The sequence below is a fragment of the Bradyrhizobium sp. USDA 327 genome (genome assembly GCF_041262065.1).
In the GTDB taxonomy this organism is placed as follows: domain Bacteria; phylum Pseudomonadota; class Alphaproteobacteria; order Rhizobiales; family Xanthobacteraceae; genus Bradyrhizobium; species Bradyrhizobium liaoningense.
In genome coordinates, this window is the sequence record NZ_JBGCCW010000001.1 from 152,598 (window position 1) to 177,353 (window position 24,756).

25 protein-coding genes and 2 pseudogenes are annotated in these 24,756 nt (G+C 57.2%); 23 read left to right on the top strand and 4 right to left on the bottom strand.

Features of this window, described 5'->3' with window-relative positions; genetic code table 11:
* Positions 1-118 precede the first annotated feature (118 nt).
* A pseudogene (locus ABIA42_RS00715) lies at positions 119-1,104 on the bottom strand (IS3-like element ISRj2 family transposase); the annotation flags it as partial.
* Between the two features lie 598 nt (positions 1,105-1,702).
* On the opposite strand from ABIA42_RS00715, the gene nifD reads away from it, so the two are divergent.
* The 10 genes and pseudogenes from nifD (at position 1,703) to ABIA42_RS00765 (ending at position 12,072) form a co-directional block, all read left to right on the top strand.
* Positions 1,703-3,205 (top strand): nitrogenase molybdenum-iron protein alpha chain, encoded by a 1,503-nt coding sequence (gene nifD, locus ABIA42_RS00720; RefSeq protein ID WP_018648292.1) that lies wholly within the window; start codon positions 1,703-1,705, stop codon positions 3,203-3,205.
* Between the two features lie 65 nt (positions 3,206-3,270).
* Complete coding sequence (gene nifK / locus ABIA42_RS00725) at positions 3,271-4,827, top strand: nitrogenase molybdenum-iron protein subunit beta (RefSeq protein WP_011084553.1); 1,557 nt, start codon at positions 3,271-3,273, stop codon at positions 4,825-4,827.
* A 92-nt stretch (positions 4,828-4,919) separates the two neighbouring features.
* Positions 4,920-6,564, top strand: a pseudogene (gene nifE, locus ABIA42_RS00730) (nitrogenase iron-molybdenum cofactor biosynthesis protein NifE).
* 9 nt (positions 6,565-6,573) lie between these two features.
* Positions 6,574-7,983, top strand: a complete 1,410-nt coding sequence (gene nifN / locus ABIA42_RS00735; RefSeq protein ID WP_011084555.1) for a nitrogenase iron-molybdenum cofactor biosynthesis protein NifN — start codon at positions 6,574-6,576, stop codon at positions 7,981-7,983.
* Positions 7,980-8,375: a nitrogen fixation protein NifX gene (gene nifX, locus ABIA42_RS00740; RefSeq protein WP_011084556.1), complete on the top strand. Its 396-nt coding sequence runs from the start codon at positions 7,980-7,982 to the stop codon at positions 8,373-8,375. The genes nifN and nifX overlap by 4 nt, the downstream gene beginning before the upstream one ends.
* 6 nt (positions 8,376-8,381) lie before the next feature.
* Positions 8,382-8,846 carry a NifX-associated nitrogen fixation protein gene (locus tag ABIA42_RS00745; RefSeq protein ID WP_011084557.1) on the top strand — a complete coding sequence of 155 codons (465 nt, stop codon included), beginning with the start codon at positions 8,382-8,384 and terminating at the stop codon, positions 8,844-8,846.
* Positions 8,847-8,865: 19 nt separating this feature from the next.
* The gene (locus tag ABIA42_RS00750; protein ID WP_026312876.1) at positions 8,866-9,060 is read left to right on the top strand and encodes a CCE_0567 family metalloprotein; all 195 of its coding nucleotides are present in this window, start codon (positions 8,866-8,868) and stop codon (positions 9,058-9,060) included.
* 10 nt (positions 9,061-9,070) lie between these two features.
* Positions 9,071-9,364 (top strand): ferredoxin III, nif-specific, encoded by a 294-nt coding sequence (fdxB, locus tag ABIA42_RS00755; RefSeq protein WP_011084559.1) that lies wholly within the window; start codon positions 9,071-9,073, stop codon positions 9,362-9,364.
* 892 nt (positions 9,365-10,256) lie between these two features.
* Positions 10,257-11,090 (top strand): host specificity protein, encoded by an 834-nt coding sequence (locus tag ABIA42_RS00760; RefSeq protein ID WP_223153749.1) that lies wholly within the window; start codon positions 10,257-10,259, stop codon positions 11,088-11,090.
* 598 nt (positions 11,091-11,688) lie between these two features.
* On the top strand, positions 11,689-12,072 hold the full coding sequence (locus ABIA42_RS00765) for a Rieske 2Fe-2S domain-containing protein (protein ID WP_011084562.1): 384 nt from the start codon (positions 11,689-11,691) through the stop codon (positions 12,070-12,072).
* A gap of 21 nt (positions 12,073-12,093) precedes the next feature.
* On the opposite strand, the gene ABIA42_RS00770 is transcribed toward ABIA42_RS00765, so the two are convergent.
* Positions 12,094-12,684 carry a hypothetical protein gene (locus ABIA42_RS00770; protein WP_014497969.1) on the bottom strand — a complete coding sequence of 197 codons (591 nt, stop codon included), beginning with the start codon at positions 12,682-12,684 and terminating at the stop codon, positions 12,094-12,096.
* Positions 12,685-12,943: 259 nt separating this feature from the next.
* Between ABIA42_RS00770 and ABIA42_RS00775 the strand changes: the two genes are divergently transcribed.
* The 10 genes from ABIA42_RS00775 (at position 12,944) to ABIA42_RS00820 (ending at position 20,094) form a co-directional block, all read left to right on the top strand.
* Positions 12,944-13,264 carry an iron-sulfur cluster assembly accessory protein gene (locus ABIA42_RS00775; RefSeq protein WP_011084564.1) on the top strand — a complete coding sequence of 107 codons (321 nt, stop codon included), beginning with the start codon at positions 12,944-12,946 and terminating at the stop codon, positions 13,262-13,264.
* Positions 13,265-13,587: 323 nt separating this feature from the next.
* The gene (nifS, locus tag ABIA42_RS00780) at positions 13,588-14,769 is read left to right on the top strand and encodes a cysteine desulfurase NifS (protein ID WP_370115802.1); all 1,182 of its coding nucleotides are present in this window, start codon (positions 13,588-13,590) and stop codon (positions 14,767-14,769) included.
* Positions 14,766-14,990 carry a putative nitrogen fixation protein NifT gene (gene nifT / locus ABIA42_RS00785; RefSeq protein ID WP_011084566.1) on the top strand — a complete coding sequence of 75 codons (225 nt, stop codon included), beginning with the start codon at positions 14,766-14,768 and terminating at the stop codon, positions 14,988-14,990. The genes nifS and nifT overlap by 4 nt, the downstream gene beginning before the upstream one ends.
* Positions 14,991-15,737: 747 nt before the next feature.
* A complete protein-coding gene (nifB, locus tag ABIA42_RS00790) occupies positions 15,738-17,237 on the top strand; it encodes a nitrogenase cofactor biosynthesis protein NifB (RefSeq protein ID WP_011084568.1) in 1,500 nt (499 codons plus the stop codon).
* Positions 17,238-17,247: 10 nt separating this feature from the next.
* Positions 17,248-17,472, top strand: a complete 225-nt coding sequence (locus tag ABIA42_RS00795) for a 4Fe-4S binding protein (protein ID WP_011084569.1) — start codon at positions 17,248-17,250, stop codon at positions 17,470-17,472.
* Between the two features lie 250 nt (positions 17,473-17,722).
* Positions 17,723-18,037, top strand: coding sequence for a nitrogen fixation protein NifZ (locus ABIA42_RS00800; protein ID WP_026312710.1), 315 nt, complete (start codon positions 17,723-17,725; stop codon positions 18,035-18,037).
* Positions 18,034-18,351, top strand: a complete 318-nt coding sequence (locus ABIA42_RS00805; RefSeq protein ID WP_370115800.1) for a hypothetical protein — start codon at positions 18,034-18,036, stop codon at positions 18,349-18,351. Before ABIA42_RS00800 ends, ABIA42_RS00805 begins: the two co-directional genes overlap by 4 nt.
* The gene (locus ABIA42_RS00810) at positions 18,290-18,649 is read left to right on the top strand and encodes a DUF3024 domain-containing protein (RefSeq protein ID WP_018647468.1); all 360 of its coding nucleotides are present in this window, start codon (positions 18,290-18,292) and stop codon (positions 18,647-18,649) included. Before ABIA42_RS00805 ends, ABIA42_RS00810 begins: the two co-directional genes overlap by 62 nt.
* A 33-nt stretch (positions 18,650-18,682) precedes the next feature.
* The gene (locus ABIA42_RS00815; RefSeq protein ID WP_011084572.1) at positions 18,683-19,027 is read left to right on the top strand and encodes a hypothetical protein; all 345 of its coding nucleotides are present in this window, start codon (positions 18,683-18,685) and stop codon (positions 19,025-19,027) included.
* Positions 19,028-19,746: 719 nt separating this feature from the next.
* Positions 19,747-20,094, top strand: coding sequence for a ferredoxin (locus tag ABIA42_RS00820; RefSeq protein ID WP_011084574.1), 348 nt, complete (start codon positions 19,747-19,749; stop codon positions 20,092-20,094).
* A gap of 405 nt (positions 20,095-20,499) precedes the next feature.
* On the opposite strand, the gene ABIA42_RS00825 is transcribed toward ABIA42_RS00820, so the two are convergent.
* Both ABIA42_RS00825 and ABIA42_RS00830 read right to left on the bottom strand, forming a co-directional pair.
* Positions 20,500-21,243: an OmpW family protein gene (locus ABIA42_RS00825; protein WP_018647470.1), complete on the bottom strand. Its 744-nt coding sequence runs from the start codon at positions 21,241-21,243 to the stop codon at positions 20,500-20,502.
* A 209-nt stretch (positions 21,244-21,452) separates the two neighbouring features.
* Positions 21,453-21,878, bottom strand: a complete 426-nt coding sequence (locus tag ABIA42_RS00830; protein ID WP_011084576.1) for an ArsC/Spx/MgsR family protein — start codon at positions 21,876-21,878, stop codon at positions 21,453-21,455.
* Between the two features lie 74 nt (positions 21,879-21,952).
* Here ABIA42_RS00830 and ABIA42_RS00835 point away from each other — a divergent pair, with 74 nt between their 5' ends.
* From ABIA42_RS00835 to ABIA42_RS00845, 3 genes are all read left to right on the top strand, one after another.
* Positions 21,953-22,264: a hypothetical protein gene (locus tag ABIA42_RS00835; protein WP_161170736.1), complete on the top strand. Its 312-nt coding sequence runs from the start codon at positions 21,953-21,955 to the stop codon at positions 22,262-22,264.
* A 181-nt stretch (positions 22,265-22,445) separates the two neighbouring features.
* Positions 22,446-23,330, top strand: coding sequence for a nitrogenase iron protein (gene nifH, locus ABIA42_RS00840; protein ID WP_011084578.1), 885 nt, complete (start codon positions 22,446-22,448; stop codon positions 23,328-23,330).
* A 106-nt stretch (positions 23,331-23,436) separates the two neighbouring features.
* Positions 23,437-24,255: a nitrogen fixation protein NifQ gene (locus tag ABIA42_RS00845; RefSeq protein ID WP_018647473.1), complete on the top strand. Its 819-nt coding sequence runs from the start codon at positions 23,437-23,439 to the stop codon at positions 24,253-24,255.
* The last annotated feature ends 501 nt before the right edge of the window (positions 24,256-24,756 follow it).

Consider the following 24,756-nt stretch of genomic DNA (forward strand, 5'->3'; position numbering starts at 1 on the left):
AAGTGGATTCCTGCCGGGTTATGCTGAACGCGGGGCTTTACGATTTTGTCGTTGCGTCGGGAGGGCGTAGCCCGACCAGAGCGACGACAAAATCGTCGGCGACGGTCATGCGGCCATTGCGGAGATAAACTTCTTCGTATTTGACCGTGCGCCAGAGCCGCTCGACAAACACGTTGTCGCGCCAGGCGCCCTTGCCGTCCATGCTGATGGCGATCTTCGCGTCCAGCAGCACATCGGTGAACTCGAGGCTGGTGAACTGGCTGCCCTGGTCCGTGTTGAAAATCGCGGGCCTGCCGTGCTTCGCCAACGCCTCCTGGACCGCTTCGACGCAGAAGGCCGCCTCCATTGTGATCGAGACGCGATGGGCCAGGACCCGTCGGCTGAACACATCGACGACCGCCGCGAGATAGACGAAGCCACGCCGCATCGGAATGTAGGTGATGTCCATTGCCCACGCATGGTCGGGCCGCTCGATCTTCAATCCGCGCAACAGGTACGGGTAGATCTTGTGACCCGGAGCCGGCTTGCTCGTGTTCGGGCGACGATAGACCGCCTCGATCCCCATGCGCTTCATCAGCGTCGCGATGTGGCGGCGACCGGCGTATACGCCCTCCCGCCGCAGCAACGATCGCAGCATACGCGCTCCCGCGAAGGGATAATCGAGATGCAGCTCATCGAGCCGACGCATCAAGGCAAGGTCCTCGGCCGAAACTGGCCGAGGTTCATAGTAGACCGTGCTGCGAGCCAGCTTCAGGACCTTCGCCTGGCGCACGATAGAAAGATCATGACCGCGGTCGATCATCGCTTTGCGCTCAGCAGGCCCGCCTTGGTGAGCGCGCCGGACAAAAAATCGTTTTCCAACGCCAGCTCGCCGATCTTGGCATGTAACGCCTTCAAATCGACCGGCGTCTCGGCCGATGTCTTGTCATGCCCAAACACGCCGGCGGCGCCTTCCAGGAGCTGGTTTTTCCAGATCGTGATCTGGTTCGGATGAACATCAAACAGTTGCGCCAGCTCCGCCAGTGTCTTGCCGCCTTTGACCGCAGCCAAAGCAACCTTCGCCTTGAATGCCGGAGAATGCGTCCGGCGGCTCTTCTTCGTCATCTTCGCTCCTGATTCGCAGCAAGAATCCTCGCCGCTGTCAGGCAGAAAATCCACTCAAGCTACTGTCCGAATTTGCGGGGCCAGCTCTGTGTCCCTCGGCATGTACAACGCACGCGAAGACATCGATGTGATCGTGCGTGCCCCTTATCAAGGCGCGACGATGCTCGTGTGATCTAACGAGCCTAAGAAGTTCACGTGGCGTCGAGGTAGCTCGCCTTGAGATCTAGAGCGCGAGATCGCGCACGTCATTACATCGCAGGTGAGCACCTGTAGGTTTCAATAAGTATGAAGGATTGGAAGCCAGACTTGCGGCCTGCTTCCGCCTTACACCGCAGAGCGTTGCTGTCGCGCATAAACTCAAAAACTCCGCCGTGAATTTCACGCGCGGCCGCCTTGTTCCATTTCGAACACCGCCAAACCAAGAGTCCCTCGCAAAGGCGAGATGTCGGATTCGCAACAACAGCCCGTCACCGTACAAGTCGCGCTAAGAAACTGTTGTTGTTCTAGTTTTAGTGCTCATGAGACCCTGGCATGCCGGTTGCAAAGTCTTGGATCAAGAAGCCGCCCTCCCAACAGCTAACCTTTTAAAGGACACCAGATGAGTCTCGCCACGACCAACAGCGTCGCAGAAATCAGGGCTCGCAACAAAGAGCTGATCGAGGAGGTGCTGAAGGTCTATCCGGAGAAAACCGCGAAAAGGCGTGCCAAGCACCTCAACGTGCACCAAGCAGGTAAGTCGGACTGCGGGGTGAAGTCCAACATCAAATCCATACCCGGCGTGATGACGATAAGAGGGTGCGCCTATGCAGGGTCGAAGGGGGTGGTCTGGGGACCAATCAAGGACATGGTTCATATCAGCCATGGCCCGGTTGGCTGCGGCCAATATTCATGGGGCTCGCGGCGCAACTATTACGTTGGCACCACGGGCATCGATAGCTTCGTGACTCTGCAGTTCACCTCCGACTTCCAGGAAAAGGATATCGTATTTGGCGGCGACAAGAAACTGGACAAAATCCTTGATGAAATCCAAGAGCTGTTTCCACTCAACAACGGCATTACGATACAATCAGAGTGCCCGGTAGGGTTGATCGGTGACGATATCGAGGCGGTGTCAAGGGCGAAATCCAAAGAATATGGAGGCAAGACCATCGTGCCGGTCCGTTGTGAGGGCTTTCGGGGTGTGTCGCAGTCACTAGGCCATCACATTGCAAACGATGCGGTACGCGATTGGATTTTCGGGCATATCGAGGCCGAGGGCAAACCAAAGTTCGAGCCGACACCATACGATGTTGCGATCATCGGAGACTACAATATCGGCGGCGATGCTTGGTCGTCGCGAATTCTGCTTGAAGAGATGGGACTACGGGTAATCGCGCAGTGGTCCGGCGACGGTTCACTGGCCGAGCTCGAAGCAACGCCGAAGGCAAAGCTCAACATTCTGCATTGCTACCGTTCCATGAACTATATCTCACGCCACATGGAAGAGAAGTTCGGCATCCCTTGGTGCGAGTACAACTTCTTCGGACCTTCAAAGATCGCGGACTCACTGCGCAGGATTGCGGGTTATTTTGACGACGAGATCAAGGAAGGCGCCGAGCGAGTGATCGAGAAGTATCAGCCGCTGGTGGACGCCGTGATTGCAAAATATCGCCCGCGCCTCGAGGGCAAGACGGTGATGCTGTACGTCGGCGGCCTTCGTCCGCGTCATGTGATTGGCGCGTACGAGGACCTCGGGATGGACGTCATTGGCACTGGCTACGAGTTCGGTCACAACGACGACTATCAGCGCACAGCTCAGCACTACGTGAAAGACAGCACCCTCATCTATGATGACGTCAATGGCTATGAGTTCGAGCGCTTCGTCGAAAAACTCCAGCCTGATCTTGTCGGCTCAGGCATCAAGGAAAAGTACGTTTTCCAAAAGATGAGTGTGCCGTTCCGGCAGATGCATTCGTGGGACTATTCGGGTCCATATCACGGTTATGACGGCTTTGCGATCTTCGCGCGCGACATGGACATGGCCGTCAACTCGCCAATTTGGAAAAGAACGAAAGCTCCCTGGAAGGAAGCGCCGAGCGCCAAGCTCCAGGCTGCAGAATAACGCAACTCGTCTCGCTCTCCGGGAAAGCCCGGGCGATTCCAATCTGATAGTGAAGGATTTCACCGATGCCGCAGAGTGCCGAACACGTGCTCGATCATGTCGAACTGTTCCGCGGTCCAGAATACCAGCAAATGCTGGCGAAGAAGAAGATATTCGAGAATCCGCGCGATCCTGCCGAGGTCGAACGTATCAAGGAATGGACCAAAACGGCCGAATATCGCGAAAAAAACTTCGCGCGGGAGGCGCTGGCGGTAAATCCGGCGAAGGCGTGTCAGCCGCTTGGCGCCGTATTCGCCTCTGTCGGCTTTGAGCGCACGCTGCCCTTCGTCCACGGCAGCCAAGGCTGTGTGGCCTATTACCGCAGTCATTTGTCGCGGCACTTCAAGGAGCCTAGCTCCTGTGTCTCTTCGTCAATGACGGAAGATGCTGCCGTATTCGGCGGTCTGAACAACATGACCGACGGGCTCGCGAACAGCTACAAGATGTACAAGCCCAAGATGATTGCGGTTTCCACAACCTGCATGGCCGAAGTGATCGGCGATGACCTGAACGCCTTCATCAAGACGTCGAAAGAAAAGGGCTCGGTTCCGGCAGACTTCGACGTGCCGTTCGCCCACACGCCCGCATTCGTTGGCAGTCACGTCACCGGCTACGACAATGCCCTCAAAGGCATTCTGGAGCATTTTTGGGACGGCAAGGCCGGAACAGCGCCGAAGCTGGAGCGCAAACCGAATGGAGCGATCAACATCATTGGCGGGTTCGATGGATATACCGTCGGGAACCTTCGCGAGATTAAGCGCATCTTGGAATTGATGGGCATCCAGCACACAGTTCTCGCCGACAATTCTGAAGTGTTCGACACTCCGACAGACGGCGAATTCCGGATGTATGACGGTGGTACGACGCTGAAGGATGCGGCGAACGCGATTCACGCCAAGGCGACCATCTCCATGCAGCAATGGTGCACGGAAAAAACGCTGTCATTTGCGGCAGAGCATGGCCAGGACGTTCTATCCTTCAACTACCCGGTAGGCTTATCAGCAACGGATGACTTTATCGTCGCGCTGTCACGCATCAGCGGCAAGGAGATTCCGGAGCAACTCGCGCGAGAACGTGGCCGCTTGGTTGATGCCATTGCCGACTCAAGCGCTCATGTTCATGGCAAAAAGTTCGCGATCTATGGCGATCCGGATCTTTGCTATGGATTGGCTGCGTTTCTGCTCGAACTCGGCGCCGAGCCGACCCATGTGCTGTCCACCAATGGCAACAAAGCGTGGCAGGAGAAAATGCAGGCGCTGCTTGCAAGCTCGCCATTTGGACAGGGCTGCCAAGTCTATCCGGGGCGGGATCTCTGGCACATGCGTTCACTCTTGTTCACCGAGCCGGTCGATTTTCTGATTGGCAACACCTATGGGAAGTATCTGGAGCGTGATACCGCAACGCCACTGATCCGCATCGGCTTTCCGATTTTCGACCGGCATCACCATCACCGCTCCCCCATATGGGGCTATCAGGGCGGTCTGAATGTGCTGGTCAAGATCCTGGACAAGATCTTCGACGAGATCGACAACAAGACCAACATTCTTGGCAAAACCGACTACAGCTTCGACATCATTCGTTGATGAGCAACTACACGTGCCATCGTCCAGGACTGGACGATGGCACGAGCACATAACGGTTGAGTTTACAATTTGTTGCCCTGAGAGGAAGCAGGATGAGTTCACTGGCGGCCACGGTCCAGGATATCTTCGACGAGCCGGGCTGCGCCAAGAATGGCAGTAAGTCTGAGGCGGAACGCAGGAACGGCTGTACCAGACAGTTGCAGCCGGGTAGCGCTGCGGGTGGCTGTGCTTTCGACGGCGCGAAGGTTGCGCTGCAGCCGTTCACCGATGTCGCTCACTTGGTACATGGCCCGATCGCGTGCGAAGGTAATTCCTGGGACAATCGCGGCGCGGCGTCGTCCGGCTCGGATTTGTGGCGCACCGCTTTCACAACCGATTTGAGCGAAACCGATATTGTATTCGGAGGCGAGAAGCGGCTGTGCAAAGCGATCAAGGAGATCATCGACAAGTGCGATCCGCCCGCAATCTTCGTCTATCAAACCTGCATCCCGGCGATGATCGGCGATGACATCAATGCAGTCTGCAAGGCAGCGTCGCGAAGATTCTCAAAACCGGTGATCCCGATCAATTCTCCGGGCTTCGCCGGTTCGAAAAACCTCGGTAACAAGCTCGCGGGCGAAGCCTTGCTCGACTACGTGATCGGCACGCGAGAACCGGACTACACCACGCCGTACGACATCAATCTGATCGGAGAATACAACCTTTCAGGAGAGCTCTGGCAGGTGAAGCCAGTGTTAGACGAGCTTGGAGTGCGAATTCTCTGCTGCATTTCGGGCGATGGCAAATACCGCGAAGTCGCTTCATCTCATCGCGCGCGGGCGGCAATGTTGGTGTGCTCAAAATCCATGATCAACGTGGCACGCAAGATGGAGCAACGTTACGGGATCCCATTCTTCGAGGGGTCGTTCTACGGTATTCTGGATTCAAGCGAATCGCTACGCCAGATCGCCCGCTTATTGGTTGAGCGCGGCGCCCCGGCAGATCTGCTCGGGCGCACCGAAGCGGTGATCGCGCGCGAGGAAGCGCGGGCGTGGGCTGCCATCCAGCCGTACAAGCCGCGACTCGAAGGCAAAAGGGCCCTTGTTAATGACCGGCGGTGTCAAGTCATGGTCGGTCGTCTCGGCGCTCCAGGAAGCCGGGCTGGAATTAGTCGGAACCAGTGTGAAGAAATCGACCATGGAAGACAAGGAGCGCATCAAGGAGCTCATGGGGCAGGATGCCCACATGATCGACGACATGACTGCGCGCGAAATGTACAAGATGTTGAAGGACGCAGAAGCGGACATCATGCTATCGGGCGGCAAGTCGCAATTTGTCGCGCTGAAGGCGGCGGTGCCATGGGTCGATATCAACCAGGAGCGTTGCCACGCCTATATGGGCTATGCCGGAATAGTCAAGCTGGTGGAGGAGATCGATAATTCGCTCTCAAGCCCGATGTGGGAGCAGCTACGTCGGCCAGCGCCATGGGAGGCTTTGGCCAAAGCGCGGGAGCAGATGCAGTCCATGGCCGCGATCGCCGGCGATCCGGTCCTCGCCGAAACAGCGCGCCGCGCGAGGAATATCTGCGTGTGTAACAGGGTTGATCTGGGCACGATTGAGGACGCAATCTCCGTGCACGGCTTGAGGAGCGTCGCAGCGGTCCGAGAGCATACCAATGCGGCCGGTGGCTGCTGTCAAGGACGCATCGAAGATATGTTGATGTCCGAGCCATCTGATATGCGACAGGCCGCAGAGTAGGGAGTCGCCATGGCCCTGGTCACGGCGCCGACAAAAGCCTGCGTTGTCAACCCGCTGAAGATGAGCCAGCCGATCGGCGGCGCATACGCCTTCATGGGGCTGCGCGGTGCGATGCCGCTTCTGCACGGCTCACAGGGGTGCACATCCTTCGGTCTCACGCTCTTTGTCCGGCACTTCAAAGAAGCAATACCGCTGCAGACCACCGCGATGAGCGAGGTCGCGACCGTACTCGGCGGATATGAAAATTTGGAGCAGGCGATACTTAACATCTCCAAGCGCGCTAAGCCGAAGATCATCGGAATCTGCTCGACCGGTGTCACCGAGACCAACGGCGACGATGTGGAAGCGTACCTCAAACTAATCCGGAGTGCGTATCCGCAACTCACAAAGTTGCCGCTCGTATATGTATCAACGCCTGATTTCAAGGGCGCGTTCCAGGATGGGTGGGAGAAGGCAGTTGCACGCATGGTGGAGGTGCTGGTGGACCGGCCAAGTGCCAATGGCCTGCGGGACCCCTCGAAGGTAAATGTTCTACCGGGGTGTCACCTGACGCCCGGCGACCTTGATGAACTCCGTGCCTTGCTGGAGGATTTCGGATTGTACCCCTCCTTTCTCCCTGACTTGGCGGGATCGCTCGACGGGCATATCCCCGATGAGTTTACGTCAACGACCATCGGCGGCATTGACGTCGACGAGATCGCGAGCATGGGGCGCGCAGGGTGGACCATTGCAATCGGTGCGCAGATGCAGCGCGCGGCTGAGGTCATGCAGACTAAAACCGGGGTGCCTTTTCGTGTGTTCGAGCGACTGTGTGGTCTTCATCCAAACGACGATTTCATGATGTTTTTGAGCGAGATTAGCGGGCGCCCGATACCCTCGAAATATCGACGCCAGCGCAGTCAGCTCGCCGATGCTATGTTGGACGCGCACTTCCATATTGGCGGCCGCAAAGTCGCGATCGGTGCCGAGCCAGACCTTCTGTTCGATTTATCCGGCATGCTGCACGATATGGGCGCGCAGGTGACCGTCGCCGTGACGACCACTCAGTCTGAGGTGATCGAGCGAATCAGGACCAAGGAGGTTCTCATTGGTGACCTCGAAGATCTGGAAGGATTTGCAAAAGAAAAGCATTGCGATCTGCTGATCACGCATTCGCATGGAAGGCAAGCGGCGGGGCGGCTGAAAGTGCCGTTCTATCGCGTAGGTTTTCCGATATTCGATCGGCTTGGCGCGGGCCACCAAGTATCCGTCGGCTATCGTGGTACCCGCAATGTGATCTTCCAAATCGCCAATCTCGTGATCGCGCATCGCGACGAGAATGACCGACCTACACCCGATAGGTGGCGGACCACGCCCGGACTGCCACAACACGTGGGGCATCGCCGCTCCACTGGCGCGCCTGAAAGGTCAATTGCATGAAGGTCGCTTTTGCCACTCAGGATCTGAGACGCGTCGATGCTCATTTTGGCTGGGCAAAGAATATTGCAATCTACGATGTCGCGCCCAGCGGGCATGTCTTTCTTAAAGCTATCGAGTTTGAGGGCGATCTTGAGGAGGACGGCAGTGGTGACAAGTTGGCGCCAAAGATCCAGGCGATCAAGGATTGCGCCATCCTATACGTCGCGGCCATTGGTGGTGCCGCGGCTGCGCGAGTGGTGGCCAGCAAAATTCATCCTATCAAGGTGAGCAAACCGGAAAGCATTCACGTGTTGCTGGAAAAGCTCGAGTCGGTGCTGAAGGGCACGCCACCTCCCTGGCTGCGCAAGGTCCTTGCAAAGGACCAACCGCGATCGTTTGAGTTCGACGAATGAGATGATATGACCGCAAAAATAGCGCAGCAGGGCAGCGTCGTCGACGCACCATTTCTAATCGAGTTAGTCAAGCTTTGGCGCGCCCAGGATACCAATGAAGCCTGGGAAGGGAAGAGCGACCTTGATCTGCTCGAACCCTATATCCTGAACAGGGAGAGACGACGCGCATTGCCGATCATCGGTGATCCCGATCCCAATACACTATGGCGGCTTGAGTTGTTCTTCAATGCGGTCGGCCTGTCAGTAGAGAGGGAGACCGGCATTATGGTTCAGCCGATCCTGAAGCTGCATCATGAAGGCTTCGGGCGCATAGTGCTCATCGCAGGGCGGTTGGTCGCCGTAAACAAGCAGCTGCGCGACGTGCATCGCTTGGGATTCGATAATTGCGTCAAGCTGGCTCAAGAGGGGGATAGATATGTCAGCGAGGGAATTGGCCTGATTCGGAAATTTCCAGACGTGGCTAACTATTGAGGATACTCACTCATGGGCGATCAGTGAAATACTGAAGGCCGAACTAAAGAAAGTGTCCGCCAAGGCGATACAGGCCAAGATGGATCTGCACGACCTTTCGGAAGAATTGCCCATCAACTGGACGTCGATTATGGCGGTGGCGCAGAAGGCGTACGATGTCTATGTCGAACTGGAGCGCAAGAGTCGCGAGCTAAAAGAGCTGGAAAATACTTGAAGGGCAATGCATGTCATTTGCAACGCGAGACGGCCGCGACTGGATGCCACAATACCTAGCCTCGATCGATGCCAAGAAGTGCATCGGCTGTGGCCGCTGTTTCAAGGTGTGCGGTCAAGATGTCATGACTTTGAAAGGCATCAACGAGGAGGGCGAACTCGTCAACCTTGACAATGACGCGGACGATGAAGTCGAAAAAAAGATTATGGTTCTGAACGATCAGGGCGCCTGCATCGGCTGCGGTGCGTGCGATAGGGTTTGCCCGGCCAGCTGCCAGACCCACGTCCCAGCCGCAGCTGCATGAGCGAAGGGGATCTATCTCCCGTTCGCCGCAGCGCGTGGAGGGAGGCCCCGCTGGATCAGGTCAATCCGCAACGGAGACTCGTGCCAGCCGGCCCGAATGGCCCGATTTTTTCCCTGAATGGCAAGACGGAACGAGCGGAGATGCGCATGGCCGAATGCTGCTCAGCCCCGAGGCAAGCCATACCGGCTGTCTGGCGCCTGCTTGCAAGTCTCGCTCGTATCGCAGGATCCGCGTTTTTTTCGAAAAGCGACTTGGCCTTGGGCGGGCGATCATATTACCGTCGTGGTCGTCTAGTCGGTTTTCCGAATAGGCACTTCCTTCGGAGCCAGTCGTGCTCATCCTATCCTGTGGCCTTCGGTTGCGGGATCGGCAGGAGCGAAAGTCTGCCGCGGTCCACGGGTTTTACAATTGTCCGGCCGATCATAGCCGCCGATCGCGTTGAAGCGCATGTGATGGTGGCACCTGTGTCTTCGCGATTCTATCCTGGGACCGGATGGTGCTGCTCCGAATTGGATGACGTGCAATAGCACGTGCGAGTCGCGGACGCCGCGACAAAAGCACCGGGCAGCAATTCTGCGCGCACGCCGCCGATCCTCGATAGACGGCTGCATTGGTCAATGGCAGCGACGACCGAAAGTAAAGGGCGGTGCTGCAGATCTGCGCCGTTGAACGTCACATTTTTGATGATCAAGCGCGGACAATATCGCACGCCATCAGCCTGCGATTGCTGGCCAGCGGGTGCGTGACTCGCTTGCGGATTGCGCAGCCGCAGCCTCCGCGCGCCGGCAGATGCTTAGGTCAGGTTGTGGTCAGTTAGGTTGTATATTATGAACGCGAGCTTGCGCGGCATGAGCTCAATCGCGTGCAATGTTGCCGATAGGAGAGCGATCTGATGTATGGCAGAGTCGTTGGCTCATCCAGCCAATCCACAAGCGCTAATCAAGTTGATGAACCGGGAGATAGCCCCCGCTTTGCGGAAACACTTGCAGGTATGGAGCCAGGCGGGTCGTCATCTGAAACAAGGGCGTACTATCTGAATTCCGGTCCGCCCATTGTTGAGATCGACCAGCGTTCCTTCGATCGAGGGCTGCGGAGATTTTTGGGCCGCGACATCATGAACATCGCCATTAATCCGCAAGAGTACTCAGACTTCGTATCAAAGAAAGCTGAGCGGGCAGCAACGGTTGCTGGCAGCTATAGCGCCACTCACTATGATCCAGCCAGGCCCGTGCGCTTCTTCAGCTATCAATTGGGTGACGAAACAGTTGGCCTGTTGAGAGCAGGAGGTCCGGTTCGGATCAAGGGGGAGACCTTCCGGGAAAAGTTTGGGCGCAACGATCTCACGTCCGTGGTGGACCTTCGGGTCACTCATCCCCTGGTTGAGAACGCGGGCGATATTTTGCTTGAGCACCAGCTGAGAGAGGATGGTGATGATCCCTTGATCTTGTCAAAACCAGGCTTGCCCGGCATGGAACCCCGCCTAGCAGAAATGGGTTTTGTTCATGTGGGTCGAAATCACTGGGTGCTTGATCCTCACCAGCATCCCGAGGTGTGGACGAAGAATGAGAACGACCAGTGGCAGCGAGTAGGCAAGCCTACGAAGTACCTTAGTAAGGTGGAGGATGATGATGCCGCCGCTGAATCGACGGTCCAGGCGGACTATTCTGACGAAGATGATCCGTCAGTCTATTTGGAGCGCGTCTTCACGGGGCTAAGCATGGAGTAACGCAACGGCGACCCTGAGCCATTTTTCGAAAGCTGAGAGCAGTGATATCGACACTCAGTTTCGAAAGCGAATTGTTGCACGATGAGCCGTCACCTTGCTTGAAGTGCATGTTGCCGAACGCGCATGGAGTAAGGTGGCTGCAATAGCAACACCGAACCTGAAGTGATGGGCGTTTGACCGTTCAAAGCGCGGGCGCAACAGTCTTAGTTCAAAGGGGGCGCGCGCTCGCTGCGCGCGCCCTGCGCCGGCTGGAAGCGAGCACATGGCTCTTCTGCGAAGGCCGCGACGCCGTGAGACATACGCCATCGGAGGGCACCGTGGCCCCGCTATGCGGCGTGGCCATTAACGAGCAGCAGCGACATCCGCCGCGTTTGGCCGTCCGGCAAGCCCGGAGCGCGGAGCAGCAGTTCTGCAGCTAGCACGGAGGGAACGAGAAGGCTCAATGTTCCTTTGTCTGAAATATACGCCGCTGTGCAACGAGATCTGCTGAAATAGCCAAGTTTGCGCGTCGGATGACCAGACACGATTCGTTTCGGCGCTCGTACGGTTATTGCAGGGGCAATTGCACAGCGACAATTAAGTCTTGCAAGAGCAACCTATGCAGCCAACTCTCGTCTATGCGATTTGCAGCTTTAACGACATTCCGAGCCGCCAGGCCATCGGATTTCATCTTATGGTCCTCGAAGATGACGGCAATCACCGGCCGTGGCCCATCATTGTGGTGCGATGGGGCAAGAAGGTGCTTGGCTATGTCAATAAATGCCCGCACCACAGCGTCAATTTGGACTGGGAGCAGAACGAATTCCTCGATCCAAACGGTATCCGGCTGATGTGCGGCAAGCACGGTTCGACCTTCGAACTCGGCACCGGGCGGTGCGTCGAAGGTCCATGTCAAGGTAGAGCGCTTACGCCGATCGCGTTGGTAGTTGTGGATGGCGACATCTGCGCCGTCGGTGTGCATCTCGCGGAGGACGATGCATGAGCCAACAACTGAAGACCGCCCTCAGACCGGGCGGTTCTCGTTGCGGTTTTTCACAGCCTCCATCCTCTTTAGTCCGTCGTCATACGAGATTTCCTCATAGGATAGATCGAGATCCCTTGTGGCATCGAGGAGGTAATCAAGCTTGCCGGCCGGATCGAGCTTCTTGATGTCGTCCTTGTTCAGCCCGACCAAGTCCATCATCTCCTTCCAAACCGTGGATTCATCGCAGGGTAAGACGTGGAAGTTAATATCGCCGAGCTTAACTCGATACTTCGCCAGCAAATCGATGTTGTTGCAGAAAATGAAATAGCTGCCGATTGGGCTCAAGGCACCGTCGAGGACGGTCGCGACGTCAACAAGATACGCGAAGGAATGTAGGTAGCCGGCCAGCACGGGGATAGTGCGTTCTCCGTTTTGGGCGATCGTCAGAACCTGCTCAATGGAATAGTCTGGCGGTCGTTTCTCGTCCGCGACCTGAGTCTGGAACTTTAGTGCGACGTCGCCGCGAAAGCCGAACCGACCCGGCTTGGTGGTCGCGCCTTTGAATACGGCGTTGAGAAGGCGGCTCTCCTTCTCAAGTCTGCCGAGTGCAGTGTTCTCGATAGCGGTCATTAAATCTGTCCTTGATCTATGCTCTTCACCGACGCGTTGTCGGAGCCAGATGCGATGCAAATTGCCTGCCGTCGCCTGCGTGGCGGCGTTCAGTGAAGCTCGGAAAGAAAACGCGCCGGTGGCTGGCACCGCCTTACGTGCCTTGTCAGGAACCCGACATCCGTTGCCAGCCAAGGGGCGCGGAAATGAGCATCATCAGGCGTCTGCGCGCTGGCACGTGACTTGCTCTTAGCTGGGCCTAAGCTGACGAGGCAAAGACGTGATCAACCTGACCGATAGCGCAGTCAATGCAATCAAGAGCGCGATTTCATCTTCGGAGCGGCGGGCGGGTGGTCTGCGCGTCATGATCGAAGCAGGCGGCTGCAATGGATTCAAATACAAGATGGGCATCGCCGATGAGCCAAAGCCTGACGACACCGTGATCGACTGCGATGGGCTCAAGGTGTTTGTCGATAGCAAGAGCCGAGAGCATCTGGCCGGCACAACCATCGATTTCGTGCTGGCACCGGAGAGCTCTGGCTTTACCTTTCATAACCCGAACGCGGCCACCAACTGCTCCTGTGGAAAATCATTCGGCTGATGGAAACATTGATCAGGCGATAAGGAAAGGGCAATGAACCACACCGGCCGAACCAGACCGACTGAAGAACTCGTCGATCCCCACGATGCGAGAGGGTCCCGTTCGCTGCGCGAACGAAGAGATCGGACCCAATCGCCAAGCCGAAGCTGGCGCCTGTTAGCTGATCGGCACGATAGCAGCATGCTCTTGGCGCGGCTCGACAATGCTGGCAAGCCGTACAAGCTTCCGAGCGTGAGTCTAGAAGGGATTCAGGGGCACCTGGTAGGTAAGATCGGAGGTTTGGATCGCCTGGTCCTCGTTGTTGCTGCAGGCGGGGTGGTGCAGTGAGCGAGAATCGAGCGCCGATTTACCTCGATAACAATGCAACGACGCGAACTGATCCATCCGTCGTGCAAACCATGTTGCCTTTCTTCACTGAGCAATTCGGCAATGCCTCGTCCGCGCATGCCTTTGGCAACGAGGCCGCAATTGCGGTGAGGCAGGCACGGAGAAGCTTGAGCGGCCTGCTAGGTAGTGCATACGATCACGAAATCGTCTTCACCTCGGGAGGGACCGAAGCCAATAATGCCGCAATCCTCTCGGCACTTGCAACCCAGGAAGGTCGAGACGAGGTTGTCACCACTTCGGTTGAGCACTCCGCCGTACTTGCGCTAACGGAGCAATTGGCGGCAAGGGGAGTCAAGACGCGCATTATTGCCGTAGATGCTTGCGGCCGGCTCGACATCGAGGCGTTTCGCTGCGCGCTTGGGCCACGCACAGCGATTGCCTCGGTTATGTGGGCCAATAACGAGACCGGAACGATATTTCCCGTGAAGTGTCTGGCCGGGTGGACCCGTGAGGCGGGAGCGCTATTTCACACAGATGCGGTGCAGGCCATTGGTAAAGTACGCTTAAACCTAAAGGACAGCACGATCGACATGCTTTCACTATCCGCGCACAAACTGCACGGCCCGAAGGGGGTAGGTGCGTTATATTTGCGTAAAGGGACAAAATTCCAGCCGCTGATCTGCGGCGGATCACAGGAACGAGGGCGGCGCGCTGGGACCGAGAATATTCCCGGAATCGTCGGACTAGGAAAAGCTATCGAACTTGCGGCGGAGCGGCTTGAACCCGAGCGCATCCGCATTGGCGCGTTACGTGACCGCCTTGAGCAGGGAATTTTGCGCAATGGCGAGTGCGTTGTGCTTGGCGACATTCGCAATCGTTTGGCGAATACGACTAATATTGCCTTCGACCATCTCGAAGGTGAAGCGATTGCCCACCGTCTTAACCGGGCGGGCATCGCCGTATCGCTCGGGTCAGCCTGCAGGTCGGGCTCAATGCAGCCATCGCATGTTCTGCGTGCCATGCAGGTGCCTGCGTGGCGGATGCACGGCGCCGTGCGCTTTTCTCTTTCGCGCGAAACCTCCCTCGCCGAAGTCGATGAGGCCGTGTGCGCTGTGTCAGATATCGTGACTCGCATGCGCGCCAGCTCCCGCGCCACGGTCAGGGAGCAGACCTCGTGAAAATCATGATCCGCCGCTCTCCGGACACGGGCTTGTCAATCTACGTGCCAAAAAAGGATATCGAAGAGTCAATCGTGGCCTCCGAGTACGAGACCCTATGGGGCGGCTGGATCAAAGTCGCTAACGGTTGGGTGCTCGATTTGCCCGAGATGGCGAGCGACACACGGTTACCGATCACAATCGACGCGAAGAAGCGGGATGAGAGCGGCGACGATCCATGAAGCGCTCACGGAGATGAGCGCTGTCGATGCGGCGGATGCAAAGGTTACTCTCGCGGACCTTGGCGCCCGCCCTGGGGACCGAGATCATTGTCGTCTCTCTCGTCCTGGCATCAGGGAATTGAAAATGCGATGTGCTGAGCACACCAGATGCATCGGTCGGCTTATTCGCCGGTAAGTCGGCGCTGTCTCGGGGCTTTGGGGGTCGACTGGCTGCGGCGCAGCATATCAAGATCAGCAAACGTCGGTCCGCCGCGACGGCATTGATGAGGCGGGGTTTACTCAGCCAGTCGGGACAAGGCGATTGCACCATCATCTTTGGCCCTCATTGCTGCCTGTCATATTCGGACGCGTGTTGCCCTAGTATTGGCCTTATGATGTCCGGCTTCCCCAGTTCGGATCGGGCCAATTGAGAGCGGCAGCGCGCGAAAGCCCGTTCAGATGAGCTGGATCGGGGCGAGCCCCGCGAGAGTGAAAAGCACACGAGATGGAGCCCCGAGTGAGAATGGCGACGCATCTGTCGCTTTGCCAACAAGCTCATCATTGCTGTCTTGCAAGTGCCAACGCTATCGCTGCGCCTACTCGGTGTACTGTGGTTGCATTCGCATCATCCTCGCCACGGCATGCAAGTTGCTAATCTTCCTGAAGCGCGCTCTAGGATGATCTGTGGGCGTCGATGCTTGCAGGGGAGTGATCTCGGTCGTGGAGCGCGGAAAATATATCAAAGCAGCGGTCAATAGCGGGAAGATCATGCAGTCCATAACCGAGCATAAGGGCTGCCGCGCTTCGGCGAAGACCGGGCGGGCGAGCTGCGGCTCGCAGGCCGGCCGAGGCGATCTGCCGGTCGAAATCTGGGAAAGGGTGAAAAACCATCCCTGTTACAGCGAGGATGCGCACCATCATTACGCTCGCATGCATGTCGCGGTCGCACCTGCCTGCAATATCCAGTGCAACTACTGCAACCGAAAATACGACTGCGCCAATGAATCGCGTCCGGGTGTGGTGAGCGAGAAGCTCACCCCTGAGCAGGCAGTGAGAAAAGTGATCGCGGTCGCGACGACCATTCCGCAGATGACGGTACTTGGCATCGCTGGTCCCGGCGATGCCCTGGCCAATCCAGCAAAGACGTTCAAAACGCTCGCGTTGGTCACCGAGGCTGCTCCTGACATCAAGCTGTGTCTGTCAACCAACGGACTAGCGCTGCCAGACTATGTCGATACCATCGTGAGGGCCAAAGTTGACCACGTCACCATCACCATCAACATGGTCGATCCTGAAATCGGAGCCAAGATTTATCCATGGATCTTCTTCAACCACAAGCGATACACCGGCATCGAGGCGGCAAGGATACTCACCAATCGCCAGCTTCAAGGGCTCGAGATGCTTAGCGAACGGGGCATTTTGTGCAAGATCAACTCGGTGATGATCCCCAATATCAATGATGACCACCTGGTCGAGGTCAACAAGGCGGTCACGTCGCGCGGTGCCTTCCTTCACAATATCATGCCGCTGATCTCCGTACCCGAGCACGGAACAGCATTTGGCCTCAACGGTCAGCGCGGTCCGACGGCTCAAGAATTGAAGACGCTGCAAGATGCTTGCGAAGGGAAGATAAACATGATGCGGCATTGCCGGCAGTGCCGCGCTGATGCGGTCGGTCTACTCGGCGAGGATCGCAGCGCGGAGTTCACCAATGATCAGGTGATGAAAATGGACGTCCATTATGACCTAGAGATGCGCAAGGCTTATCAAAAAAGGGTAGAGAATGAGCGCGTCTCCAAAGTCGCGGCCGGTCAAAAGGAGTTGGCGGGAGTCTCCGGAGAGATGAGCGCGATCACTGTTCTAGTAGCCGTCGCAACTAAGGGCTCGGGATTGATCAACGAGCACTTTGGACATGCAAAGGAATTCCAACTGTACGAGCTCTCCACATCCGGCGCCAAGTTCGTCGGGCTACGTCGTGTGGAGGGTTACTGCCAGGCCGGCTATGGCGAGGAAGATAGGCTATCCGTGATCATGCGCGACATCCGTGACTGCCACGCGGTCTTCGTGGCTAAGATCGGCGGCTGCCCCAAGAGCGGCCTGATCAAGGCTGGGATCGAGCCGGTCGATCAATTCGCCTATGAGTACATTGAGAAGTCGACGATCGCTTGGTTCAGGGCCTATGTCGGCAAAGTAAAGCGCGGGGAGATCCAGCATGTGCAGCGCGGCGTGCCCCCGCGTTGGCCTGGAGATCGGATCTCTGCGGCGTAAGGAGGAATATGTGCCATTCAAAATCATCGCCTCGCAGTGCACGAGCTGCTCAGCTTGCGAGCCTTTATGCCCGAACGTTGCTATTTCGGAGAAGGGGGGAAACTTTGTCATTGAAGCGGCGAAATGCAGCGAATGCGTGGGGCATTTTGACGAACCGCAATGTGCCGCTGCCTGTCCGGTCGACAACACCTGCGTGGTTGACAGGGCCTTGCCTCGCTACCAGGCGCCCGTCTGAAGTGTGGAGCCTGACCGGCAATGCAATCGCTGGTGCTGAACACGTCCCAAACGTCGCGCTGCGAACTGGCGGCTCCGCAGGCGCCGGCGTCTGCTCTTACGGACGGTGGCCGCTCTGGATTCCTGCGATGGGGCTGTTGCTGGCGGGCAGCACAGCCTGGCGACATTTCGGCGCTCGAGGGCGCCTCGTGATGCGGAGCAGAGTGTCCCCTCGGCGTGCCCCCGCGCCGTCGGTGCATGAGGAGCGAAATATGAACAGAATTCTCCGGGATAGCGACGCCGTCGAGCTAAGCGACCCACCCGCCTTCAGCTTTGGCCAAAAGCTTCGCGCCAATCGCGTCATCCGGAATGATGGCACCTATCCCGGCAAGGAGATCGGAGACGTCTTGGTCAAGAAGGGGGAGGTGGGCTACGTCGTCTCGATCGGCACGTTCTTGCAGCAATTCTACATCTACGGCGTGGAGTTTTTGGAAAGCGGCCACCGCGTTGGCATGAAACGCAAGGAACTTGAGCCAGTGGATGCAGGCGAGGAGGTCGATGATTTGCCACTACCGGAGGAGTCATGACTCAGCGAGGTTTTCCAAAATATTGGTGGGGCCAGCGGGGTAAACCGACAGCCGACCTGATCAAGCACCGCTCATCGGTCGATACGGAGACGGACGGAGCTTCGCTCGCCGCCAGGCCGAGCCGCCAGACCGTCATCGATACTCTCAACAACAAAGCGCATGAGCCTATCTTTATCGTTGATTTTGGTGAGGAGCTGCTCATCTGCTGGAGTTCAAGAGAACATAAAAAGGCATTGAAGGGAGGCTTTCATCATGAATTCCGCACTGATGAGGAAAGTAAAACCGGGGTTGGCGCGTCATCCCAACGAGCTTGATCGCAAACGGATCGAACGCGGCTTGAGCGCGCGGAAGCGCTATCTCTACGTCTCGCCAAACGTGACGCCCGTGTGGGGCGGCTACTGCATCGAGAGTCCCTGCTGCTCGCGCAATATCGACAAGGATGGCGCGCTCGTCGATGTCGCGCTGATCCTTTATGATGGCGTGACCGGGATCTGGAAGCTGTTTCGCAAAAATCATGCGGGGGGAGTCTGGGAATTTTACAGCCTCTATCATCGCTTGATCCCTGCAATCGACGAATTGAATGCGGATCCTGAGCGCCTGTTCTGGCAATGAAGGACCACCGTCCCCGAGGATAGAAGAACGACGATGGCGATCACGACCGAGGAATTGATCGAGATCGAACGGCTGCTTGCTGCCGATAGCGACGGCATGGGTCCCTTTGTCCAGCTGCGCCGCGGGCGGGGCGTGATGCGTGAGTTCGACACTCAACGCGGGCGACCGGGATCGCATTGGCCAAAGGAATGTTGGGCCGTGAGCAATGAGCCGGCCGAATACGGCGCAGTGCTGTGCAAGCCTACCGATGATGTCTTGGAGTGGTGTCGCATGGTCGAGCAGTGCTACGACGCGCATCTGCAATCACGTGAAGGAGTCCCGCTAAGATATTCGAAATCGACCACATTACAGTCGAGCTTGTCGGGTGTCAGCTCGTGATCGTAAGCGGCCAAAATAAGGAATCGGTATGAGCTTGCAACAAATCATCATCCACGTCCGCTTCGCCCCGAATGGGCGGGTGATACAAATCGGCCAGCGTCCAGGGAAGCTCACTCCGAACGGGTGGTTCGATGTCCTCAACACCCGTGCCAGCTCGGCTTATCAGCCGCTCGCTCGTGGCCGCGGGGTATTCCGGTTGAGCCGAACTGCTGTCGATACCTTAAAGCAGGAAACGGCGGGGCCGGGTTGAGCGAACCGGTAACCGCGATTTGATGAGTGAACAGATCGAGGGCGACGCCGTCTCTCCGGCCGACATTATTGTTCTGAGCGAGGCCATGGGCATTCAATCGCTGATAGCGGCGAGAACGTCGGCATTGCCGCAACTTCCCTCAATTGTGAGGCGCGCTATGACGCATTTGGTGTGCAACTTGCTCTTCGAGAAAGTTGATCGGGGGGATTGTTGCATGAATGAGAGGTCTCGATGCCGGGAGAAGAGGTTGTCATTGATCAGCAGGCGACCTTCGGACGTGAAGGTGCCTATCGCTCATCTCAGCGACGACAGCGAGTAAGGCGCCCGACCATTCCGACTGCCTTCGCAAGCGGGAGTTGGTGTCAGCAGGTGTCCATGCGCCAATGGACGGTCATCGTTGGACATTGCGGGCGGCTATGCGCTCACATCTCATCCCGACAGCTGAAATTCACTATCAGAGGATAGGCGCGTGAACTCAGAAAAAGAATTTCATCTCCCTCAACTCTATAGGCACCATGTCTTTGCGTGCAACACGCAGCGTCCGCCAAACCATCCCCACGGCAGTTGTGGCGCCTCCGGCGCGCAAGCTCTGTGGGATCGAATGGGCAAGGCGATCGAAGCGCAAGGCCTCGACGATATTGGCTTCGCGACTGCGGGCTGCCTTGGCTTTTGTAACTCTGGTCCTTTGCTGGTTGTCTATCCCGACGGAGTCTGGTATCGCGCGACCACGCCTGAGGATGTCGACGAGATCGTCATATCCCACCTCAAGCACGGCCAACGTGTCGACCGGCTTGTGATAGTGCTCAAGCGAAGCTAGAGGCGTCGCTTGGCGGCCGCTTGCCGGGTTAGCTAGCATGGTCGGCTCGACGTTGGGGGGCGGATCGTCTGAGATTAACCGGGCACTTCGCGGCCAAGATTAGGCTGTCAGCGGCGTATCGCCTTCTTATCAGGCAAATGGGAAAATGGCTTCGGTCTTAAGCGTGGCGAAACAGACGTATGATCATATTCTGAGTCGACGTTTGTGTAATGTTACTCACGTGCTGCGCGATTCGTAACTTGCAGCGCGAGCAACGCCAGCGGTTCCCTCTCTTGCGAGCTGACGCGTCGATGGCGCGTCAGCCGGCTTTCCGTGTCAGTCCGGCGAGAGTAGGAGACGAGCTCGATGATCCTGCTGGGATCCGAGTTTATCAAACGGCCTCTCCACTCTGGCTCTGCTCTAACGTCAGAACTTGTAAGCGACGCCGCCGCTGACGAGCCATGGATCAATATGGGCGCGGCCCGTAACGGCAATCGCATTGTTTAAGGTGGCCGAGTACTCCGGCCGCAGCCACAGCTTTTTAACGTCAAAGTTGAGGCCCCAGTGGCGATCGAGCATGTAATCGAAACCGAATTGGACTGCCGCGCCGAATTGGTTTTTGATGTTTAGATCCGTGACGGAAAGCCCGGCGAGCGAAGTATTGGCTGCCGATTGGTTGAAGAATACAGTGTAGTTGATGCCCGCGCCGACATAGGGCTTAAGCGGCCCAAAATCGGTGAAGTGATATTGCAGGGTCAGTGTAGGAGGCAAGAGCCAGGCTTTGCCGATATCGAGCCCTGTGAGCGCGCCATTGCCGCTGACGTGATGGCTGGTCACGCCGAGAATGAGTTCGGCGGCTAAGTTAGCTGTGAAGAAATAGGTGATGTCGAGCTCTGGTATAGCTTGATCGCTGATCGAAAGCCCAGAGTTGGGTGATGACAGCAACGGCGTCCCTGGAACGTTGACGGAACTGCCTGCGGTATCCGGCAAAACGCCAAGCACGCGCAGGCGGATCATCCACGGGTTGCGGGGTTCAATAGGGGGAGCTTTATAGTAGACCGGCGCCGGACCCAGATCAGCACCACGTACCGAGTTGCTGGCCAACGAGGTCGCTAGCGCGAAGACCGATACAGTTGCCAGGACTGTTCTTGCTCTCATCGAATTCTCCATTCCAAAAGTCGCGCGAGAAGCCGCGCAAGGTCTCTGTCACACATAAGGAACGGCGAAAGATTTGATACCAATCAAATATGGGAGCGATCGTGCCGCTCAGTTGCATCAGGATCACAGCTGCGAAACACGTTTTGCTAAAGGAAATACTCGCGCCAAGCAAGCCGCAAGTCGAGAACGTCATTCTTCTGGTGTGATCGTCCGGAACAGGCTCATTCGCTTGATCCCATCTTCGGGCAGCGCGTGCGAGTTGCTTGGTGCAGGCATCCCTGGAGATGCTCCTGCGTCTGGTGGCCAAGCAGCGACAGCGCGGGCTCGCGATCGAGCCCGGCACATCGTATTCCGTCTAAGTCGATCAACGGTCGTCGTATCAGGAGTGGATCACTCACCATCAATGCGAGTGCGCTCGCCGCGTCGATAGAATCGAGATTGACTTCGCCCGACTTGACACGAGGCGCGGCTCGGTTGAACCAGGAGCCGACGGGCATATTGCGAAAGAAGCTGCGCAATTCGTCCGCATGCCATGGCTCCTTCAAGATGTCCTGGACGACCACGTCATGACCGGCGGACTTTAGCGCTTGAATCTGACGCGCGTTCGTGGCGCAGCCGGGCTTCTGATAAAAGATGATTGTAGCCACGGCGTACCTATGTAGGCGTGCTATGCTGGGCGAATAGCACAGGGCTGCTGCTTCCCGGGAGCCATTCGAAGTTCTTGACAGTCAACGTCAATATCAGCGCATGGTGCGCCCTCAGCGAATTTGCAAAGCCGCTGGCCCGTCTCATTTTGACTCCGTCCGGCATCTTTACTCCTCACATGGCTGAGCTTGCGCGAGCGGCAGCAAGTTCTGTTCCACAATGGCGGCATCGGCTAAGTCAGCCTATTTGGCTGTTGGCGTTCATGTTTGCGATTGTTTGTTCGTTGTCTGACAGCCGGGCAGATCTTGTCAGATCCAAAACAGCCTACGATCGCGCGCCGGCTGGTTGCTTTTGGAAACGTAATCAGAAGCTTAAGGTGCCGGGTTAGACCTTGGCACGGCTGTTGCTGATAAGCGGCAGCAACACTGAGTGAGGGCTGAGTGCACGCCGACGTGTAAGGCGAGCGATGCGCTCCTTCCCTTGAACCCGTGTGCCCCCGCTTCTGCGAGGGAAGCAAAGCTCGCAAAAGAAGCGCGCAACGTTTGGCAAATCGGTTGATGGAGAGCAGCATGGCTTCACTAAGACAAATCGCCTTCTACGGGAAGGGCGGAATCGGCAAGTCCACCACTTCGCAGAACACGCTAGCGGCGCTGGCAGAGATGGGTCAGAAGATCCTGATTGTAGGGTGCGATCCGAAAGCGGACTCGACTCGCCTTATTCTGCACGCCAAGGCTCAAGACACGATTTTGAGTCTTGCCGCGAGCGCCGGCAGCGTGGAGGATCTAGAGCTCGAGGACGTAATGAAGGTTGGCTACCAGGACATTCGCTGCGTTGAGTCCGGTGGCCCTGAGCCAGGTGTCGGCTGCGCCGGCCGCGGTGTCATCACCTCGATCAATTTTCTTGAAGAGAACGGAGCCTACGAGAACATTGACTATGTTTCTTACGATGTGCTTGGCGACGTTGTTTGCGGTGGCTTTGCGATGCCAATCCGCGAAAACAAGGCGCAGGAGATCTACATCGTGATGTCTGGTGAAATGATGGCAATGTATGCCGCAAACAATATTTCCAAGGGGATCCTGAAATACGCGAACTCAGGTGGGGTGCGGTTGGGCGGCCTGATCTGCAACGAGCGGCAGACCGACAAGGAATTGGAACTGGCGGAAGCGTTGGCCAAGAAGCTTGGCACTCAACTGATCTACTTCGTGCCGCGTGACAATGTGGTGCAGCATGCAGAGCTGCGTCGCATGACGGTGCTTGAATATGCACCCGATTCCAAGCAGGCTGATCACTATCGGAAACTAGCGGCCAAGGTTCACAATAATGGCGGCAAGGGCATCATCCCGACCCCGATCTCAATGGATGAGCTCGAGGACATGCTGATGGAGCATGGCATTATAAAGGCCGTGGATGAATCAATCATCGGCAAAACCGCCGCCGAACTCGCAGCCTCGTAAAGGCCGCGAGTCGCCGCCTTGCGAAGGCGAGCGACAGATGCCGGTCTCCCTCACCCCCCTTCCCGGGGGGGGGCCGGCATACTGACGATCGGCCGCGAAAACCAGAGTGCGCCGTGACGAACCACGCATTGTGAAAAACCGCAGAGTTATGTCCGAGCCGCACGTCCTTCCGTTCACGACTGCCTGTGCTGCTGACGCCAATAGCCAGTTGCACAAGGGAATTTCAACCTACCGGCTGCTCACCGGTGAACATCCTGCAAATGCCGATATCGCCATCGACAGCAATCTCGATCGCCATGCCCTGGCGTCTATCCTGGCGGCTGCCACGATGGATGGTGGCTGTCTGTCTGAGAAAGTTGGCCTGTCCGGCGTTGAATTGGCGGTCTTACTGGAGCAGCACTTTCTCCCAACCGGGATCAGGGCCCCGGAGCAGGCCGCGCCCTTCAAGCGGGAAGAGGATGAGGAGATCGCAATGCTTCGCGATCTGTTGCTCAAGCATCGCTCGACGGAAGGGGATATCGGCCGGTGGCTGGCTGCGATGATCGCGCGCCGCGCCATGGAGCCGGACCATCTTTGGGAAGCTCTCGGCTTGCGTGATCGTGGCGAACTCTCGCTCGTGATGAGCCGGCATTTCGCGCCGCTCGCCGCGAGCAATGTCAACAATATGCGTTGGAAGCGCTTCTTCTACCGCATGCTTTGCGAGGACGAAGGCCTTGCGATGTGCACGACACCCGTGTGCAATCAATGTAACGAATTCAACATCTGTTTCGGTGAAGAAAGCGGTGAGAGCCGGATGGCCGAGCGTCGGCGCGATTTGCTGTTGCAGGCCGCAGCATGGCCGGCTGTGTCCAGCGGCCGGGCATCTGAAACGCCAGGAGAGACCGCAGTCGCATCGTTATCCGAAAAGGCTTCAGCGCATTTGTAGGCCGCAGGTCGGAGGAGGGCGCGGATCACCAACTTGGATGCGAGCGGACGGCCGTGTGGTTAAGGCGGCAAGATCGAGTGCTAGGCTACAGTTCACCCGTGTTGGTGCGCCGCAACGGACCTGTCGCACCAAAGGGCAACGCGTTCGGCCTCATAGCGCTGTCGCATTTGCCACGATGCATTTGCTGAACAAGGTCATAAAGAGAAGCGTGACTTCTTGCACTAGGTCGGCCGTTAGGATCACAAAGACTGCGGCGGTAACGGCGGGCGCGGTCAACAAAAACATCGCGTCCGCGCAATTATCGAAGCAGATCTTCCGCTTACCATGATGGAGTGCCGCACGGACCCGGGAAAGAGGCGCCGACGCGAGGGTCGACGCAAGGGTGTCGATGAAATATGTGGTCCCTTGCCACAATATCCATGCCGTCTTCGGGCTGTGTAGTCATCAGGAGCTAACGATGGAAAAGGTCAACCAAGTGTTAGGATATACCGGGCCCGCGAA

Excerpts from the sequence above, each read along its gene's own strand:
- nifD (WP_018648292.1), top strand. The coding sequence starts at position 1,703 with ATGAGTCTCGCCACGACCAACAGCGTCGCAGAAATCAGGGCTCGCAAC.
- nifK (WP_011084553.1), top strand. The coding sequence starts at position 3,271 with ATGCCGCAGAGTGCCGAACACGTGCTCGATCATGTCGAACTGTTCCGC.
- nifN (WP_011084555.1), top strand. The coding sequence starts at position 6,574 with ATGGCCCTGGTCACGGCGCCGACAAAAGCCTGCGTTGTCAACCCGCTG.
- nifX (WP_011084556.1), top strand. The coding sequence starts at position 7,980 with ATGAAGGTCGCTTTTGCCACTCAGGATCTGAGACGCGTCGATGCTCAT.
- ABIA42_RS00745 (WP_011084557.1), top strand. The coding sequence starts at position 8,382 with ATGACCGCAAAAATAGCGCAGCAGGGCAGCGTCGTCGACGCACCATTT.
- fdxB (WP_011084559.1), top strand. The coding sequence starts at position 9,071 with ATGTCATTTGCAACGCGAGACGGCCGCGACTGGATGCCACAATACCTA.
- ABIA42_RS00760 (WP_223153749.1), top strand. The coding sequence starts at position 10,257 with ATGTATGGCAGAGTCGTTGGCTCATCCAGCCAATCCACAAGCGCTAAT.
- ABIA42_RS00765 (WP_011084562.1), top strand. The coding sequence starts at position 11,689 with ATGCAGCCAACTCTCGTCTATGCGATTTGCAGCTTTAACGACATTCCG.
- ABIA42_RS00770 (WP_014497969.1), bottom strand. The coding sequence starts at position 12,684 with ATGACCGCTATCGAGAACACTGCACTCGGCAGACTTGAGAAGGAGAGC.
- nifB (WP_011084568.1), top strand. The coding sequence starts at position 15,738 with ATGCAGTCCATAACCGAGCATAAGGGCTGCCGCGCTTCGGCGAAGACC.
- ABIA42_RS00800 (WP_026312710.1), top strand. The coding sequence starts at position 17,723 with ATGAACAGAATTCTCCGGGATAGCGACGCCGTCGAGCTAAGCGACCCA.
- ABIA42_RS00805 (WP_370115800.1), top strand. The coding sequence starts at position 18,034 with ATGACTCAGCGAGGTTTTCCAAAATATTGGTGGGGCCAGCGGGGTAAA.
- ABIA42_RS00810 (WP_018647468.1), top strand. The coding sequence starts at position 18,290 with ATGAATTCCGCACTGATGAGGAAAGTAAAACCGGGGTTGGCGCGTCAT.
- ABIA42_RS00815 (WP_011084572.1), top strand. The coding sequence starts at position 18,683 with ATGGCGATCACGACCGAGGAATTGATCGAGATCGAACGGCTGCTTGCT.
- ABIA42_RS00825 (WP_018647470.1), bottom strand. The coding sequence starts at position 21,243 with ATGGAGAATTCGATGAGAGCAAGAACAGTCCTGGCAACTGTATCGGTC.
- nifH (WP_011084578.1), top strand. The coding sequence starts at position 22,446 with ATGGCTTCACTAAGACAAATCGCCTTCTACGGGAAGGGCGGAATCGGC.